The sequence below is a fragment of the Dawidia cretensis genome (assembly GCF_018598175.1).
GTDB lineage: Bacteria > Bacteroidota > Bacteroidia > Cytophagales > Cyclobacteriaceae > Ohtaekwangia > Ohtaekwangia cretensis.
The window spans coordinates 83,164-101,132 of sequence record NZ_JAHESE010000009.1; the positions used below are offsets into that span (position 1 = coordinate 83,164).

At 52.9% G+C, this 17,969-nt stretch carries 12 protein-coding genes; 3 read left to right on the forward strand and 9 right to left on the reverse strand.

The features are described from left to right. Window positions 1-15 precede the first annotated feature (15 nt). From KK062_RS11505 to nirB, 5 genes are all read right to left on the reverse strand, one after another. A complete protein-coding gene (locus KK062_RS11505; RefSeq protein ID WP_254084445.1) occupies window positions 16-1,338 on the reverse strand; it encodes a NarK family nitrate/nitrite MFS transporter in 1,323 nt (440 codons plus the stop codon). Between the two features lie 109 nt (window positions 1,339-1,447). Then, window positions 1,448-2,110, reverse strand: a complete 663-nt coding sequence (locus KK062_RS11510; RefSeq protein WP_254084446.1) for a response regulator transcription factor — start codon at window positions 2,108-2,110, stop codon at window positions 1,448-1,450. A 20-nt stretch (window positions 2,111-2,130) separates the two neighbouring features. Beyond that, window positions 2,131-3,981, reverse strand: a complete 1,851-nt coding sequence (locus KK062_RS11515; RefSeq protein ID WP_254084447.1) for a sensor histidine kinase — start codon at window positions 3,979-3,981, stop codon at window positions 2,131-2,133. Between the two features lie 92 nt (window positions 3,982-4,073). Then, window positions 4,074-4,457, reverse strand: a complete 384-nt coding sequence (nirD, locus tag KK062_RS11520) for a nitrite reductase small subunit NirD (RefSeq protein WP_254084448.1) — start codon at window positions 4,455-4,457, stop codon at window positions 4,074-4,076. Window positions 4,458-4,480: 23 nt separating this feature from the next. Further along, window positions 4,481-6,973 carry a nitrite reductase large subunit NirB gene (gene nirB / locus KK062_RS11525; protein ID WP_254084449.1) on the reverse strand — a complete coding sequence of 831 codons (2,493 nt, stop codon included), beginning with the start codon at window positions 6,971-6,973 and terminating at the stop codon, window positions 4,481-4,483. 105 nt (window positions 6,974-7,078) lie between these two features. On the opposite strand from nirB, the gene cobA reads away from it, so the two are divergent. Further along, on the forward strand, window positions 7,079-7,855 hold the full coding sequence (gene cobA, locus KK062_RS11530) for a uroporphyrinogen-III C-methyltransferase (RefSeq protein WP_254084450.1): 777 nt from the start codon (window positions 7,079-7,081) through the stop codon (window positions 7,853-7,855). A gap of 2 nt (window positions 7,856-7,857) precedes the next feature. Further along, window positions 7,858-8,328, forward strand: a complete 471-nt coding sequence (locus tag KK062_RS11535; protein WP_254084451.1) for a nitrate reductase associated protein — start codon at window positions 7,858-7,860, stop codon at window positions 8,326-8,328. Here KK062_RS11535 and mobA read toward each other — a convergent pair. Together mobA and KK062_RS11545 are read right to left on the reverse strand one after the other, a co-directional pair. Continuing rightward, window positions 8,320-8,877 (reverse strand): molybdenum cofactor guanylyltransferase, encoded by a 558-nt coding sequence (gene mobA, locus KK062_RS11540; RefSeq protein WP_254084452.1) that lies wholly within the window; start codon window positions 8,875-8,877, stop codon window positions 8,320-8,322. The two genes, KK062_RS11535 and mobA, sit on opposite strands and share 9 nt — an antisense overlap. Then, window positions 8,877-9,410: a DUF6265 family protein gene (locus tag KK062_RS11545; protein ID WP_254084453.1), complete on the reverse strand. Its 534-nt coding sequence runs from the start codon at window positions 9,408-9,410 to the stop codon at window positions 8,877-8,879. The genes mobA and KK062_RS11545 overlap by 1 nt, the downstream gene beginning before the upstream one ends. An 869-nt stretch (window positions 9,411-10,279) precedes the next feature. On the opposite strand from KK062_RS11545, the gene KK062_RS11550 reads away from it, so the two are divergent. Next, window positions 10,280-11,437, forward strand: coding sequence for a fatty acid desaturase family protein (locus tag KK062_RS11550; protein ID WP_254084454.1), 1,158 nt, complete (start codon window positions 10,280-10,282; stop codon window positions 11,435-11,437). 169 nt (window positions 11,438-11,606) lie between these two features. Here KK062_RS11550 and KK062_RS11555 read toward each other — a convergent pair whose 3' ends face one another. Together KK062_RS11555 and KK062_RS11560 are read right to left on the reverse strand one after the other, a co-directional pair. Continuing rightward, entirely contained in the window at window positions 11,607-13,067 is a 1,461-nt protein-coding gene (locus KK062_RS11555) for a carbohydrate-binding protein (protein ID WP_254084455.1), read from the reverse strand. A 244-nt stretch (window positions 13,068-13,311) separates the two neighbouring features. Beyond that, entirely contained in the window at window positions 13,312-17,958 is a 4,647-nt protein-coding gene (locus KK062_RS11560; protein ID WP_317195767.1) for an Ig-like domain-containing protein, read from the reverse strand. Window positions 17,959-17,969: the final 11 nt, after the last annotated feature.

Below are 17,969 nucleotides of genomic sequence, written 5' to 3' on the forward strand. Positions count from 1 at the left end.
TTGTTTAGAACCGCCTTAGGCCACAGCTTCCTGTACCGCCGCATCTGCCGTAACAGGCGAAATGGCTGCACGCTGGGCAACGGCCAGCAAAAAGGCAACGGCAGCGACCAGGGCTACAACAATGCCGATCATAAAAAGACTGTCGCGGTATGAAATACTTTCCGAGGCAAACAGAAAACCTGCGAGCACAGCGCCCACGTTGCCACCGGCACCGACAATACCCGACACGCTCCCCATGGCCTTCGCGTTGATAAACGGAACCACCGAGTACGTAGCACCGTTCGACATCTTCAGGAAAAGCGCAAACACCAGCATCGTCACAATCGCCCAGACCAAAACATCCATGGAAGCAAAAAGCATAATACCCAACCCTTCTAACAAGAGGAATAATGCCAGTATAAAGATGCGGCCGCTCAGGCCATACCGTTTCCCTACCCTGTCACCAAACACACCCCCCAGCGCACGCGCAAAGATGTTCATCATACCAAAGGCCCCGGCAATGAGCCCTGCCTCTTTCAGGCCGAGGTGAAAGTTATCGACGAAATAAAGCGTAGCGATATTGTCAATGGTGATCTCTATACCGAAGCAAGCACCGTACGCCAGAAAGAGCACCCACACCCGGTAATCCTGGCAGGTCTTCCAGAAACTTTCTTTCTTTTCCGCTGTTGCCGCAGGCAAATCCTTCCGGATTTCCGCCAGGTTCCCTGCCGGCGTATCCTGCGTGCAGAAGTAATAAACAAACCCTAAAATCAACAACACTACCCCCGGCACGATCATACTGTAGCGCCAGGCCTCCGGTGCGGCATAGCCCGCGCCCACCAGGGCTGCAAAGATCAGCGGCATGACCATCAGCGTTACGCCACCGCCCATGTTGCCCCAGCCCGCAGCCGTGGCGTTGGCGGTGCCTACCACGTTGGGAGCAAACATCACCGAGGTGTGATACTGTGTCACGACAAAAGAAGCACCGATAACGCCGATGGCTAACCGGAAGAGCAGAAATGATTCATAGCTATTGCTCAGGCCGATCAGCATAACCGGGATAGAGCCCAGGATAAGCAACGCGGAATACGAAATGCGTGGTCCGATCTTGTCACACAACCAGCCAAAGAGCAACCGGGCAAAGATCGTGATGGAAACAGAGGCAATGATGATGTTACCGATCTGGCCCTTACTCAAGCCCAGGTCTTCCCGTACTACGGGCATCAGGGGAGCAATCCCGAACCAACCAAAAAAACAGAAAAAGAAGGTGATCCAGGTAATGTGAAACGTGCGCATGGGCACGGACGTGAAATCAACCAGGTTGATTCGCGTAGCTTTTGGGAATTGGGGTTGTGACATGCTTTACGTATTAATATTACGTAATAAACATACTTAAAATACGTATGTTTTACGTAAAAATACGTAACAATATTACCGAAAACGTTCTAACTACGTAATATGGGTGTTCTTAGGCGATATTTTCCCGTACGGCCTTGTTCACCATATCGATTGCGTTGTTCACGCCCAGCTTCTTCATGATGTTAAACCGGTGCGTTTCGATCGTACGTTGACTCTTATCGAGCGCCTCGGCAATTTCCTTGTTGTGTTTGCCATCGATCACCATGCGCAGGATTTGCTTTTCGCGCTTGGACAAACTATAGGGATCAGCGACCGATATATCCTCACGACGTGCGGGCCGCTGCGCTCCCTGCAAAAGCCGGTTCGCCAACACGTGCGAGACCGCGCCGGTATAATATTTACTCCCCCCGTGCACCGCGCGCAGCGCCTTGAGAAATTCCTCCTTGTCGGTGTCTTTTAACAGGTAGCCATACGCATCGGCATTGAGAGCCTCCAGCACATATTCCTCGGAGTCATGCATGGAAAGAATCACCGTCTTGGTACCCGGCGCATACTCCTTGACGCGGGCGGCCGCCTCCAAACCATCCATCTGCGGCATGCGGATGTCCAGCACCAGAATGTCGGGCTTCAACGTGCGGGCTGCCTCCAACGCTTCCTGGCCGTTACCGGCCTCTCCCACCACTTCCATTTCGGCATCAGACTCGAGCATCGCCCGGATCCCCTTCCGCACCAATACGTGGTCGTCGGCCAATACGATTTTGATATGTTCCATTGCTTCCTGTATACCGGGTTCTACGATAAAGTCTTTGCACGCAGGGGCACCGTCAGCAATACCGTAGTACCGGCACCCAGTTCCGAGCGTATTTCTAAGCGGCCGTGAATATACTCGGTCCGCTCGTACATATTAAATAATCCCCGCCCCGAGCTGATATCAATGTTACGATCTTTCAGGGCACGGGCGTCAAAACCTTTTCCAGTATCACGCACCGACACAAGCAGATCGCTATCGGTTTGTGACAGCGTAACATCCACCTGTGGGCTGGCCGAATACTTAATAGCATTATTGATTGCCTCCTGCGTAATGCGAAAAATATTGTTCTCTACGTTCTCCGGCAAACGCTCAATCGTGCCTTCGCTTGTGTACGTAAGCGACATGGCCGTCAGCTTGGCAATTTCATGGATAAAAACATTCAAGGCCGCTTGTAAACCATAATCACCGAGTACGGTAGGCTTCAGGTTAAACGTGACACGACGTACTTCTTTGATCACGTCTTTTACCAGGTGATCGATCTCGGCAATCTTCTTCTCGGCCTTCGCCGTGTCGACCAGGTCAATGGCGCTGATCTGAAAATTAAGCGACGTCAACATCTGCCCGATACCATCATGAATATCCATGGCCAGCCGCTTCCGTTCTTCTTCCTGCCCCTCGAGGATCAACACCGACCGGAACTTCTGCTGATTGATCTTCCGTTCAATCTCCGCCTTGTTCTTCTGCTTCATGCCATGCTCGGCTTCTTTGCGCAGGGTGATGTCCGAGACAAACACCAATAGCTCGGATACCTGCCCCTGTTGTTCATAAACCGGTGTGATCGTAACATCCATCCAGGCCATCGTACCGCTCGGGCGTGCCAATGCAAGCTCGCCTTGCCAACTGGTACCTTCCGAGACCGTATCAATAACAACGTCCATCCAATCACCCGGATCACCAATACCGTCGAAGAGATCACTCAGCCGCAAGTCCCCCTCGGGCTGCGATGCCCCGACCAGCACCTGCCCCACAAAAGCATCTGCCAAAAACAACACGTTGCCGCCACGATCGGCACGCGCCAGCAAACGCGGACTCTCCGGCGGCTGATTGACAATGGACAGCTGCTCGTACGACTTTTCCAACGACGCATATAGCTCACCAATCTCTTTCGAAAGCTTGCGCGCATTCTTCTCCGACGTCATCAGTTGATGCAGCGTGTTACTGACGTACACGGTGGTCGGCCGGAAAATAAAAACAAACTCCAGCAAGATGGTACCGATCACAATGGCCAGAATGATATACTCGATGCGGCTCAGCGATTCGATCTTATCGTTAGCCTCTACTTCATATTGCGCCACGATGCGCTCCATGCCTTGCAGGAAGGCGCCTTCCGCATGGCGCACCACTAGAATAGAGGCTCGCAACGAATCATACGAAACGCGTGGATCCTGTTTCAACTGCGTCAGAATATGCGACGTATGTTCGTCCATAGAGCTATACGGCACAGCAGCTTCCTGAAAGAGCTGCGTAATCGCGGCACTATTTCGCCCGGGCAAATGCAAGCTGTCGTTGCCGTACTGCAGCCCCCGTTGCGAAGTATGCCACAAGTGATAGGCCGCATCAAGATCGGCGACAATCGTTTGGCGGTCGGCGGCAGACTGCGCCGGTTCGAGGTATAGCAGCGTCTTGGTGATCTTCTGGCTCAGCATCCGTTGCTTGCCCGCAACGTTCACCACGCGCGAGTCGCTGCGTTGCGCCTGTAGGTGACTTTGTATGAGTGCCTGGCCGGTAATGGCCACCGTCGCGATAACGCTCAGCGCCAGTACGTAGAGCGTACCGAGCCGGCTAAACCGGCTGCGTTGAATCGTGGCGGATGGATCGGGTTGGGGGAGCATATACGTAGCAAATTACGTAAAATCTACTGAATGCCAGGGAAACAAAAGTGCCGGGCGGGGCCCGGCACCTGACCTAAACCAGTACAAAGGCTTTACGCCGTAAAGCCGATGTACACGAAGCCATCTACGACCTTGACCGGATATACCGTGATCGAGTCCTCCTCTGCATTCAGGCATTGCCCGGTGTGCAGGGAAAATGTTTTTTTATGAAAAGGACACGCTACCTTCGCCTCGCCTGCTGTCGTACCGATGATACCGCGCGCCAACACCATCTGCATCTTGTGCGGACAGAGATTCTGGCAGGCATACCATTCAGCGCGACGGGAAAAATTAAAGACGGCAATCTGTGTATCGCCATACTTCACACACGCGCCGCCATTTTCTGGAAAATCGGTCGCACGTGCCGCACGATACCAGTGCGCCACGTCCGTGCTGTTGGGAGATGTATAGGTCGTAAGATCGTTCGTTGATTCCATGGTTAGTATCCGTTTAAAATTCTCTATTTACGATTCCAGTCGGCCGGCATCTTTTGGCCACGCAGGTCGACAAACGACAGCGTTTCGTCGCCCGCGTCGTCGTTGACGAAGTGACGGTATTGTGCGCGCAACGCCGGCGTTTCCACTACCTTCTTCCACTCACATTCGTAGTTTGCCATGAGCTCTTTCATTTCTTTCTCCAGCATGGCGCCTATGCCGAGCGAGTCTTCTACCACTACCTGGCGCAAATGCTCCAGGCCTCCTTCCATCTTATTAAGCCAGGTCGCGGTACGCGTCAGCGGATCGGCTGTCTTGATATAGTACATCAGGAAGCGATCGATCAGCCGCACACACGTGTCCGTGTCGACGTCCGTCACCAACAGCTTCGCGTGCTGCGGACGCGCACCGCCGTTACCACAGACATATAGATTCCAGCCTTTCTCCGTCGCAATAATGCCGAAGTCCTTTGACTGTGCTTCCGCGCACTCGCGTATACAGCCTGACACAGCGCCTTTAAACTTGTGCGGCGCCCGCAGCCCCTTGTAGCGGTTCTCGATAAAGACAGCGAACGACACCGAATCTTGCACGCCGAAGCGGCACCACGTAGAGCCTACACAGCTTTTGATCGTACGCAACGACTTGCCATACGCATGACCGCTCTCAAAGCCCTCCTGAATCAATTCTTCCCAAATCAACGGTAGCTCGTGCACCTGGGCGCCAAACATGTCGATTCGTTGACCTCCGGTAATCTTGGTATAGAGGTTATACTTTTCAGCAATACGGCCGATCGCCATCAACTTCTTGGGCGTGATCTCCCCCCCGGCAATACGCGGTACGACCGAGTACGTACCACCACGCTGAATATTGGCCAGGAAACGGTCATTGGTATCCTGGATCGTCGCCTGCTCGGCAATCACTTCATTCCAGATACTCGCCAGCAACGAAGCGACCGCGGGCTTACAAATCTCGCAACCGTCGCCTATACCGTGTTTGTCCAGCAGCGCATCATAGGTACGAATACCTTCTACTTTAATGATATCATACAGATCTTGTCGCGTAAATGAAAAGTGCTCGCACAGGGTCTTCTTTACCACCACGCCCAGGCTTTCGAGTGTCATCTTCAACACATCATTCACCAACGGTGTACAACCACCACACCCTGTACAGGCCTTCGTAGTCTTTTTTAGATCATCGAGCGTACGGGCGCCCTTGTCTTTGATCTGACAGATCAGATCACCTTTCGTTATATTTTCACACGAGCAAATCTGCGCTGTGTCCGGAAGACTTTTTACCCCTGCGCCTTCGTCCTCTTTTCCCGGACTGCCGATGATGAGCGTCTCCGGTTGAGCCGGCAGCGGAATTTTATTCGCCACCATCTGGTGAAAGATATTATACTGACTGGCATCCCCCACGAGAATACCGCCTAGTAGATGCTTCCGGTCGGCCGAGATATTGATGCGCTTGTACACACCGTTGCAACGATCCTGGAAAGCAATCGGTATACTGCCCGGAGTTTCACCAAACGGATCTCCAAAGCTTCCCACATCCACCCCCAGCAGCTTGAGTTTGGTCGACATATCGAAGCCCATAAATTTTTTGGACCGGTCACCCGTCAGCTGACGTGCCACGACATCGGCCATATCATAGCCGGGAGCCACCAGGCCGTAGATCATGTCATTATGTACGGCTGCCTCGCCAATGGCAAAGATATGCTCATCGGTTGTACGCAGATAATCATCTACTTGTATACCCCCGCGGGCATGCACGGCAAGGCCACACGCCTTCGCCACTTCATCCCGCGGGCGAATACCCGCGGAGATCACCAGCATCTCTACCGGCAACGCTGTACCATCGGCAAACTCCAGGCCGGTAATACGATCTTCACCCGCAATACGTTTGGTAGCTTTACCCGTATGGATCGTAATACCGATCTGTGTAAGCTTATGCGCCAGTATGGTAGCACCAGCCTCGTCGAGTTGCCGCGGCATCAGGCGCGGCGCAAATTCAACAACGTGCGCCTCCAGATTCAAATCTACCAATGCCTTGGCCGCTTCGAGGCCAAGCAAGCCGCCCCCCAATACCGCCGCCGTACGGCAGCGCTGACCATACTCGATAATCTGATTCAGGTCTTCAATTGTTCTATATACAAAAACCCCATCCAGCGCCACACCGTCCAACGGCGGCACAAACGCACCCGAGCCCGTTGCCAGCACGAGGTAATCGTAATGGTCTGTAATACCATGATGCGTGCGAATGGTCTTGTTCGTCCGGTCAATCTCTGTTACCAGCTCGCCCGTATGCAGCGTGATCCCTTGCTCATGATACCACCCGCGCGGAGCCATCAACAGATCGTCGGCCGTCTTACCGGCAAAATACTCACTGAGGTGCACCCGGTCATAGGCCGGACGGATCTCTTCACCGTACACCGTAATGCGTATGTCGCCAGACAGCTTGCGCAGCTTCTCACACAGCTTAAAGCTGGTCATTCCATTTCCCACCAGTATTACGTGCTTCATTTTCAAACGATTTAGTAGCTTGATGCCTTATTTTTAAGTAATAATACGTAAATAACACTGTATTACGCAAAACATTTACGTATTATTACGTAAAACAATAGCATCATGATGCGAAGCGAAGCAAAAGTTATGTTGGTCGGCGCCGGGCCCGGCGATCCGGAGCTGATCTCTGTAAAAGGGCTGAAAGCAGTCGCCCAGGCCGACGTTCTATTATATGATGCCCTGGTCGCACCGGCGTTGCTGGAGCAAGTCAAGCCTGGCTGCCGGTTGGTATATGTGGGAAAGCGTCGCGGCCACAAGGCTTTTGAACAAGAGGAGATCAATGCGCTACTCCTCTTCTATGCCCAGCGGCATGTCACCGTCGTGAGGCTCAAAGGAGGCGACCCGTTTGTATTCGGTCGCGGCCACGAAGAGCTGATGTATTTACAACAGCACGGCATCGCGGCCGAAGTAATTCCAGGCATCTCCAGTGCACTGGCAGCGCCCGCCGCCGCGGGTATTCCGCTCACCAAACGGCACGTCAACGAAAGCTTCTGGGTAGTAACCGGTGTATTGAGCGATGGCTCGCTTGCCGGCGACCTGTATCACGCAGCCCAATCGACGGCCACCGTCATTATATTAATGGGAATGGCCCAACTGCCCGAGATCGTGCGGCTCTTCAGCCAGGCACGCTCGCCGCTGGAGCCCATCGCCATAATACAGAACGCCACCTGCGCCGATCAGCAGATAGCCATCTCGATGCTCTGCAACATTACTGAAACGGTCCAGCAACAAGGCCTGACCTCTCCCGCGGTAATGGTGATCGGCAAAGTGGTCGACGAACATACCCTCAACCACGCGCTGACATTGCAAAAAGATCCTTACCTCGTAAAACGCTCCTGACCATGACAACAACGGCAATCGAATACTTCGCCTTCGAAGAAGACTTCGTCGAAGACAACGTACGGTGTATTCCCATGATCGTACGCTACAAACTGGATGCTTGCCTGGTCAAGCTTAAACTCGCCGAATGGAGCCGGATGACCGTAGAAGAGCGCTCACTATTAGCGGTGTTGCCCTGTGAAACAGCCATGGAAATAGAAGAATACCGGAATTTTCTCTGCGACATCATACACCTCCGCACCGGGCAGCATGCAACGCCCCTATCCCCGGCGGCAGCCTATACTCCGGCACGCTTACAACACATGCCGGCAAGCCTGTGCGAAACATTAGACCAGCAACGGTATACCGTGTCGTCTGAACAATGGCATCGCCTCTCTGTCTTACAAAGGTTCGCATTGGTCAAACTGAGCACGTCGACACACGAACAAAAGAACTTTCCCCATGCCCTGCGCGAGTTTAATCTTCTACAATGAAGGCCAGTCGGTGGGATAATTTACATTCAGAAAAATGCCTGCATCGGAAGGCTGTATCATACTGATAACTTCGTTATTCAATACCTGTTGCGGCCCAATCGTACCCGCGGCCACATAGCGCTGTAAGACCGGCAGCGCCGCCGGCTCCCAAATGGTAAGTAACGGCTCCGGCATCCTCCGTGCCGGATTATAAAAACACGTCGCGATTTTCCCGGAGTCACGCGCCTCCACCAACTGCAAAATCACCTGACTATCCACCCGCGGCATATCTACAGCCACTGCCAGCCACGCACGATCCGGATACTGCTGCAGCGCACTCATAATGCCGTTCAACGGACTCCGAAAATCAAACGCATCCGTCACAACGTTCCAGCTACCATCAACCTCCTGGTCCTGTCGGCAGGAAAGAAAAACATCCTCACAATACGCCGCTATGGCACGCCGCAAGTATTCCCGCTGTGGTACGCCATGAAATTCGAGCAACGCCTTATCGCGTCCCATACGCGAGCTATACCCACCACTCAGAATCAGCCCATTCAGTATCGCCATCACTTTACCCGCTTCATGGGAAATTGCACTGACTTTTCCCCCTGCATCCCCGAAATTACCGCCACCATAGAATCCTGGGTAATTTGCGTGTAGGTGATACGCTGCGGAAAGTCATGCGCCGGGTTTTCAAAGATCATCTCCTTCTCCGTTACCGTTGTCTCGGTAAACGTTATCGGCTGTCCACTATTCTGATCGCGCACCGTCGGAATATAGAGTAGTTTACCACCGCGCATTTCCAGGTTCACAACCTCCGCCGAAACCGTATCCTTCCCCACCACAAAACAGCTTCTTCCGGTGTACGTTGAGTCATCTTTCATTCGCCAGGCCTCGTATAACACCCCCCGCGGCGTGTTATTCCGCCATTCCCCCAACAACCACGCGGCCTCCTCCAATCGCCTCCCATCAGAAGTGTTCGTCTCTATCGGCACTGCTGCCGGCTCCGCTGGACGCGTTCGATTACAAGCACTCAACGTAATAGCTAACATCAATGCGAAGACATCCTTTCGTAAAAAGGCGTAATTTTGTATATTCATAATCAGGCAAATATTTTTAACAAAGTTTATAGCGACATGATAGCGTCCTTAAACGATATTTCAAGCGTAGCAAAGCCACTCCGAAGCTATTCAATAACGCACGATCCAAGATACTGAAAAATACACCCATCTTCGCGACTGAAACACATCCCCTCCCCACGACCCCCGCGTCATCCTACACCCGTGAGTTCTGCCAGTTTCTGGAATATCGCCTGGGCGATGCCTTCGTGTATTCAAACAAGGAAGCCATTCACGGCTTTTGGTGCGGCGGTGTTGACACTCCCTACTTCGACTACAAACTCGCCCGTAAGCACGTAAACGATACACGAAAAATCGAAACCAGGGCCTGGATTGGCCCAAGCGGCCAGGAAGAGTATGCCTTGGTCATCCACTTCGGCAAATACGCATTACGCCGCTACGCGAAAGGTAGCTCACTAAACGACTGCGTCCCCAGTCCCAACACGGATGACTGGTTATCATAAATACTACCTCCAAAACGGTAGAAATATACCTTCGATAGGGTAACAGAAAATTAATATTGTACGATAATTGCCTAAAAGGTACGGCGCATGGTTATTCCCATTGCGCAAGATCCCTATCGCCAGGGGCATAGTTTTTTGTTCAAAAAAAATGCGTAACTTTGGCTAGTTAATGGAAGGTGATTTTAATTCACTATTCGGTCATTCTTTGATAGTTGCTAGCCTTCCCCACATAGTTCATCACTGCTTAATCTTAACTAACGAGAGCATTTTTTACAGCTTAAACGTCCACATTTCGCCACAACGGCCCCAGCTACATAGTGTCGTGGGACTTCCGAAACAGGCGTTTGCACGTAGTTACGATCATTTTATTAATCTTTTGAACAACACATGAATCACTCTGAAACAGGGCAATTCTCACAGGTAAACAATCCACTGCCCGCCGCAAAACCGGTGACGTTTGCCGGCACACAACGTGACTTTACGACCACCTTGAATAAACGTGTCAACGAATACTTTCGGGAGAACAAAATCAACCGTCACGGGGATGGTGAGATGGTGCTGAAGACATTTTTTATGTTCACCCTGTATTGCCTGCCTTACGCGCTCGTCGTGAGTGGTGTGCTTACCAGCCCACTCTGGGCACTCGCGAGCATCGTCGTCATGGGCCTTGGCCTGGCGGGCATTGGACTATCGGTCATGCACGACGCCAACCATGGCGCGTATTCAAATAAGGGCTGGGTCAACACCTTGATGGGCTACTCACTAAACCTGGTTGGTGCCAATGCTTTTAACTGGAAAATGCAGCACAATGTGTTGCACCATACCTATACCAACGTACACGAAGAGGACGAAGACATTAGTCCCCGGGGTGTGCTGCGGCTTACGCCGCATTCGTCCTGGAAGCACATGCACCGGTATCAGTTCATTTATGCCTGGTTCCTGTACGGCCTGATGACCATTGTGTGGCTGTTCTTTAAGGACTTTGTACGCATCGTGCGATATGGCCGCGACGGATTGGCAAAAAAACACCACGCCAACATTGTACGCGAATGGTTCATTCTGATTGTCTCAAAGCTGGTATATATCAGTTATATCTTTGTAATCCCCATGGTGGCAACATCGTTCCTGTGGTGGCAGGTCCTGCTGGGTATAATACTCATGCACTACATTGCAGGCTTTATCCTGGCGATCATCTTTCAACCGGCGCACGTCGTGGAAGGAACAGAGTTCCCGCTTCCCAACGATGACAATATGCTGGAGAATAACTGGGCCGTGCATCAGCTCCACACCACCACCAACTTCGGCAATAGCAGCCGCTGGTTCTCGTGGTATGTAGGCGGACTCAATTTCCAAATCGAACATCACCTGTTCCCCAATATCTGCCACGTACACTACCGGAAGATCTCGAACATTGTACAGCAAACGGCGGCGGAATACGGATTGCCGTATAAGAGCACCCGAACCTTTATGCAGGCGCTGGCTGGCCACGCCAGGCTGTTGAGGGAATTAGGCAAAAGACCGGTACTCGCACCTGTGCATGCCTGAGCTTAAACGCCATTCGGACCATTAGAGCTTTTTAGGAACTCGCCCGGTGTGGCGAGTTCTTCTTTTTTACACCCATCGTAACACGCCGGCAAAGTAACGTCAGCCCGGAAAAAAAGCGGGGCCTCTCCTTGCAGAGAAGCCCCAGGCATATAAACACATTAACCCAATGTTACTTCACGAAATTCCGGCTCACGGTCTTCCCGTTGCGGATAAACGTCAGCGTGTAGAAGCCCGGCTGAAGGGACGACACGTCCACCTTTTTAGAACCTTTCGTCGTCAATACTTTTTTACCTGATTTATCGAGAATCTGCAGGCTGCCTGTGGAAAGATCTTCCGACGACACTACGTTGAGCTCGTTGGCTACCGGGTTGGGATAGATATCAAACGCGGCCGATTGATCTGTAGCAACCTTTGCACTTTCTACCGGAGCTGCCGCGGCTGCACCTTGACGTGTGATACGGATCCAGTTCAGGTTCCAACCACCGGTCTGTGCAAACACACCGAAGTTATAGGTGCCTGCATTCACATAAACAGTATGCGAAACCGTTGTCCAGTTTTGCCAACCACCCGTGTTCGGCACATCGAGCGCGCCCAATACGGTAGAACCAGCATTGAGGTCAGCCGACAGACGGCCACCACCATTCTGGCTGGCAACACGATACTCGATGGTGTAGTTACCCGAGGTAGGGAAGTTTACATTGTAGTATGCCATCCAGTCGCTCGCGTCGATGTACCCAACGTTCAGCCCACCCCCTGCATCGGTTGTAGCTTCCGTCTGTACGCCCAGCATGGCACCATAGTTTTCGGCTTGAATCGTTGTGCTGGGAGCTGGCGGGTTGCCACCACCGTCCTGGTATACCTTCACGTAGTCAACATAGTACTTCGCTGGAAGCGCCGCGTCGTTAATATTCCATTGCGGCCAGCGGCCACCGACGGCCAGGTTTAATAAAATAAAGAAGTTGTTGTGGAACTCATGCGTGCCGTTCACACCGTTGGTGATGTCAACCACGTGGTACTGATTGCCGTCGATGAACCAACGGATCGTGTTCGCATTCCACTCGATCGTGTAGACGTGATAACCGGTTACGTTGGTATTGGTTGATCCGCCGTAGTAGGCATATTGGTTATTGTTATCGGACCAATGCACAGTACCGTGAATGTCGCTGCCGGTGTTCACGTGTTCCATGATGTCGATCTCACCGCATGCAGGCCAACCCGCGCCGGTGCTGATATTGTCACCCAACATCCAGAAGGCAGGCCATGATCCCTGGAAGTTCGGCATAGCAATACGCGCTTCGATCTTACCATAACGCCATGACTTGCGTCCCTGCGTTTTCATACGGGCCGAAGTATAGGCGGAACCACCAAAGTTCTCGCGGCGCGCGGTGATCACCAACTGACCATTCTCTACCGTTGCGTTCTCGCGACGATAGTACTGTAACTCCTGATTACCCCAGCCATCGCTGCCGGTGCCCGTCTCGAACACCCAGTCAGAGCTGATACCATTCGTAAACTCATCCTGCCAGACCAGCTGCCAGTTCTGTGCAAAAGCTCCGTTTGCCGTCACTGCCAGCAAAGGCAACAGCAACAACCGAAGGTTTTGTACCATCTTCGTAATTATTTTTCCCATAGCATAAACATTAAAAGTGAAACAATCCATTAACAGGGTCAGTTGCCGGCAACCGACACACAATGTTAGGCAGCAGAAAAAGAAAGGGGGAATGTAGTTATTGAGCGGTATTGCGTATTTATTAAATGGTACAGCCTGCTTGCGAGGAAAAATATATAGCCGTAACGGTCTTTCATTAAAAGGGAATATCGCCATTACGGCGATATTCCTTTGTTCATCTTGTTTAAATCAGTACTTTAATTCTCTAGCGTACCAGGTAGCGCAGCAAGCCGCTCTGCGCACCGGCACCCACGCGTATCAGGTATAATCCAACCGGCAGCGCAGGGACTTCTACCTGCAACGAACGCTGAACACCCTGATATTTCCGGTGTATAAGTTGAGCGCCATCAGCCTTCATCACGTGTACGGAAACATCGCCGGCATCCTGTGTAAAGTCGATCGTCACCACATTAACACGGTTGCTTTCACCTGGATTCGGGTAGACCGTTATGGCAGCGTCCGCTGCTACAAAAGCTTCCGCAGTTGCCACACGTTGTTGCGCGCCACACGCGCCTTTCAACACCCAGGCATCCTGCCAGTACATACCGGTACCGGGGCCATAGGCCCAGGCAGCGCCATTGCACCAACCCGAGTAAGGCCACTCACGACACTGGTAAATAGAACCACCCTGCTGTACCTGACTCCCCGCGACGTAGCCGCTATTCTCCACATATTGCGGCACGCCCGTGCAGCCACCAGTAGGATTCGTCACCGTGATATTCACAGCAGCGGAAGTAGTGCTAAGACCTTCGTTGTCGGTAGCCCTGGCGGTAAGCGAATAATTGCCAGCAGCAACACCGCTCCAGGTGTAGGCATAAGGGGCAGAAGTGTCTTCACCAAGCTTCACAGTCCCTTGGAAGAATTCAACTTTGGTGACCACACCATTGTCAGAAGCCGATGCTCCCAATATCACCGTAGCCGCGGCGGTGTAGGCCGCACCGCTCGCAGGTGACATCAGATTTACCACAGGCGGTGTATTGGTGTTTGGCACCGTTACGGTAATCGCCACAGCCGACGATGTAGCCGTAGCAGCGGTTGCTGTCGTCACCTTCGCCGTCAGGCTATAAGATCCCGCCACAACATTTGTCCAGGTGAAAATATACGGTGCACTGGTGTCTTCGCCCAGCTTCACAGTACCCTGGAAGAATTCGACTTTCGTAATCGTCCCACCAGTACCGGCGCCAGCCGTAGCAGCAATTTCGATAGAAGCAGGCGCGGTAAACGAGCTCTGCGCCGCAGGCGAGGTAATACTGACCGAAGGTGGTGTAACCCCTGTCAGATAAGGACGTCCCGCATCAAACGCTTTGAGCTGTTCAAAGAACCAGCCGTTATCGCCGGCATTGCCATTTGACTCCAGCGAGTTGCCATTCAGGTTCGCGAAGTCTGTGCAATCTGCCAACCCTTTACCAGCAAGGAAACCGATAAAACCGGCATCAAAGAATTCCTGCTTGTGCGTAAAGAAGTACGGCATGAAAGTATCTTCATAGCGGTTCACGGTATTTGGCAAGCCCATGTGACCGATCGAGATCTGCCAGCCCAGCAGCGGCAAATTAACACCTTGGCTAAGCGTCTTCGACCAGCTCACCCATTTGGCATTTTGTGTATCGTTCCAATAATAGTCGCGGCGGTTCTGCTTCACGAACCAGTTGCCTGCGCTCCAACCATTTTTCTCTACACCAATAAAGTCACCACGATCACCCGTAGCGGGTAACAGCTGATTGGCAAACTCTACATTGCGTTGTGCCGAGTAGGTAACGTCACCCTGGTTCCAGTATACCATGCCCTTTGCACCGTCGGCTACGGGCGGCCCCGTAACACCGTTGCCATTCACCGACCAGAAAGACATCAGCAGACCATTGTATGAATCCGGTGCGTAACGACGCAGCGTGCGAATAATACCTTGCGCCACACCGCTCAACGTGTTCGGCAGACCGGCCAGGTGTTCATAACCAGCCCCCAGGTTGCTTACCGTAGCCGGCACCTGACGCGGGTCAGACGTTGTACCTTGCTCGAGCGCATTTTGTAGGAAATAACCCCACGTATCCGGCTCGATCACAAAAATCGCCTTGTAACCATTGCTCTTCTCCGCCACCGTGCGGATACTCGAGAAGTACTTGCGCATAAAGTCGGCGTTGCGAATGTTATTCTTCAACGCGGCAGCGCCGCCCTCTTCCTGCAGCATGTAAATAACATACGCCGGACGCAGCCCCATCTCCTGTGAGTTGCGCGAATAGTCCGTACCCCACTGGTTAAACAGCCACGACAAGGCGTTGCTGGAAGGATCAACACCATTGTTTACATAGGCATAACGATAGTTCAGCTTCACATTCTCTTGTAGGGCTTTCTTCATCCGCACGTTGATGATATTGGTATTGTCACTCACCAGGCCCATCTGGAAGTCACCCCAACCTGCCGGTACTGCCGCAGCCGCCTGTACACTGGCTACCGGTGCTGCCGCACGTGCCGAAGCCGCCGGCGCACCAAGACCATCAAGGTATGTACGGTTGGCATTAACAAAACCGTAGTTGTTCTGAAGAACATCCCAGTTGATAGACCACGCCATGATCCCACGCAACGCCGGGTAGGTGCTGGTCATGGTGTACTGCCCACCGTACGACTGACCTTTTACGATATAATTAAAGGCTTGCTGTAGTTGCTGGTTCGTCACCTGGCCGCTCCCCGCAGCACCCGCCGACGACGGCACGGCAATCACCACTTGATCAGGACGTAGCGGCGGGAAGAAATATGACGGGTTGCCCCCCACATTAAAGCCCTTCAGCAACATGTCGGTCATAGATACCAGGTAGTCGGGGTTACCAGACGAATATAACGTACCATTCAGGCCCATGATCGCCGGCTGGTTATACAGCTGCGACTGCACGTACGTGATCTTATCACGCAACGCATGGATCACCGGAATATATACCCCCGCACGACGGTCTACGCTGGAATGCAACCCTGCATACCATTGGTAACCCAGCTGCAGATAAAACGCCTCCGGTGCAAACGTAAGAATGAAATTATTACCGTAGTGATTGCAAAGATCGCGAATGGCGCCAATCATCTGTACCACCTTCGGCGACGTAGGGTTACGGAAGTCTGCATCACCCGTTTCCAGTTCCAACGAGCTTTGCTCCAGGTCTATGTCGATCCCATCAAAGCCATACTCGTCAATGATGCTCTTCATGTTACTGACGAATGTAGTGCGTGCAGCAGCGCTCGTCAGCGAGAAGTAACCTTCATACCCACCGATGGAGATCACAATTTTTTTTCCCTGGCTTTGTAACAGCTTGATATCAGACTTGAAATTGGCCACGGTATAGTCAGCGGTCGCACCCGCGAGAACAAACTTCACCTGGCCATTCGTGCTACCCACCGTCACGGGTTCAACAAAGGATATGTTGATTACATCCCACTTGGGCGATACATCGCGCAGCTTCACAAACGGCACGCCGCCACCCCAGGTATGCCAATAGCCGCTCATGATGCGCGCAGGCAATCCACCGGTATTGACGTCTCCTGCCGTAATAGAAACAGCAGCCGACTCTTTCGTAAAACCACTATTATCCGTCGCACGGCCCACCAGCGTGTGATACCCTTGTGTCGCCGTCCAGGAAATACTATAGGGTGTAGAAACGTCTTCCCCGATCTTGGCACCGTCCACGAAGAACTCAACTTTAGTTATTGAGCCATCAGCATCGCTCGCAGTAGCGGCAATCGTGACGGCCTGCCCTACAGGAAAATTGGTGCCCGCAGTCGGCGCCGTGATGTTTACAGAAGGGCCGTTGTTGCCGCCGGTGCAGTCACCCAACAGCTCCCACGCATTGTCCCACGCCCAGCCGATACCCGGCTCGTACGCACCTCCAAGTGAGCACCATCCGCCCACTTCGCACTTATACTTCTTATTGTTGTATTGCACTTCATCACCGGTGCTATAGGCCGCCCCATTCGCATACGTCGGGATATTACACCCCCCACCGGTATTACCATTTACAGTAACCGATGTCGTTGCCGAAGTGCCTGTTGCGCCCGCGTTGTCCGTGGCCACGGCCCGCAGCGCATAAGTACCCGCCGGCACACTGCTCCAGGTGTAGCTATAGGGAGCAGAAGTATCTTCGCCCAGCAACGCAGCGCCGTTGTAGAATCCAACTTTAGCAACCGCGCCGTCCGTATCGCTTGCTGTCGCCGTCAGCGTAATACTGGCTGGCGCGGTAAACGATGCACCATTGGCCGGAGCGGTAAGCGTCGCCGCCGGACTGGCATTTGTTACACCCGTCACGGTAATGCCGACCGCTGCAGTGGTAGCAATACCGCCAGCATTGTCCGTAGCACGCGCCGTGAGGCTATACGTACCGCTCCCAATGCCGCCCCAGGTATAGCTATACGGTGCTGAGGTATCTTCCCCCAGCAACGTCGCGCCCTGGTAGAACCCAACCTTGGCTACGGTACCATCGGCATCACTCGCAGTAGCCGTCAGCGTAACGCTGGCGGGCGCGGTGAACGATGCGCCATTGGCTGGAGCCGTCAGCGATACCGTGGGATTGACATTTGTCCCGCCGCCGTCGCACGGGCCAATGTAGCGCCACACGTCCCACTCGCCACTGCGTGTCTCAGGGTTCTCTCCTTGCGTCCACCAGCGCGCTTCATATATTTTGTTATTCAACGAAACACGGGCACCACTGGTGTACGTATTTGCCGCCATCCACACGGGGTCCGTGCAGGCGACACAGCGCTCGTCCCGGTATGATGGGGACGAGGCATGCACCGCCGTGATACAAAAAATCATCAGGAATACGGCAAACCATCGCCGGTATGACAGCCAGCCAGCGGCCGGAGTATAATGTCTTCTCATGAAATTGCGTG

What these genes read in the sequence shown, in the direction of transcription:
- KK062_RS11560 (WP_317195767.1), bottom strand. Translation starts at nt 17,958, where the DNA reads ATGAGAAGACATTATACTCCGGCCGCTGGCTGGCTGTCATACCGGCGA.
- KK062_RS11545 (WP_254084453.1), bottom strand. Translation starts at nt 9,410, where the DNA reads ATGAATATACAAAATTACGCCTTTTTACGAAAGGATGTCTTCGCATTG.
- KK062_RS11510 (WP_254084446.1), bottom strand. Translation starts at nt 2,110, where the DNA reads ATGGAACATATCAAAATCGTATTGGCCGACGACCACGTATTGGTGCGG.
- cobA (WP_254084450.1), top strand. Translation starts at nt 7,079, where the DNA reads ATGATGCGAAGCGAAGCAAAAGTTATGTTGGTCGGCGCCGGGCCCGGC.
- mobA (WP_254084452.1), bottom strand. Translation starts at nt 8,877, where the DNA reads ATGGCGATACTGAATGGGCTGATTCTGAGTGGTGGGTATAGCTCGCGT.
- KK062_RS11535 (WP_254084451.1), top strand. Translation starts at nt 7,858, where the DNA reads ATGACAACAACGGCAATCGAATACTTCGCCTTCGAAGAAGACTTCGTC.
- KK062_RS11555 (WP_254084455.1), bottom strand. Translation starts at nt 13,067, where the DNA reads ATGGGAAAAATAATTACGAAGATGGTACAAAACCTTCGGTTGTTGCTG.
- KK062_RS11505 (WP_254084445.1), bottom strand. Translation starts at nt 1,338, where the DNA reads ATGTCACAACCCCAATTCCCAAAAGCTACGCGAATCAACCTGGTTGAT.
- nirD (WP_254084448.1), bottom strand. Translation starts at nt 4,457, where the DNA reads ATGGAATCAACGAACGATCTTACGACCTATACATCTCCCAACAGCACG.
- KK062_RS11550 (WP_254084454.1), top strand. Translation starts at nt 10,280, where the DNA reads ATGAATCACTCTGAAACAGGGCAATTCTCACAGGTAAACAATCCACTG.
- KK062_RS11515 (WP_254084447.1), bottom strand. Translation starts at nt 3,981, where the DNA reads ATGCTCCCCCAACCCGATCCATCCGCCACGATTCAACGCAGCCGGTTT.
- nirB (WP_254084449.1), bottom strand. Translation starts at nt 6,973, where the DNA reads ATGAAGCACGTAATACTGGTGGGAAATGGAATGACCAGCTTTAAGCTG.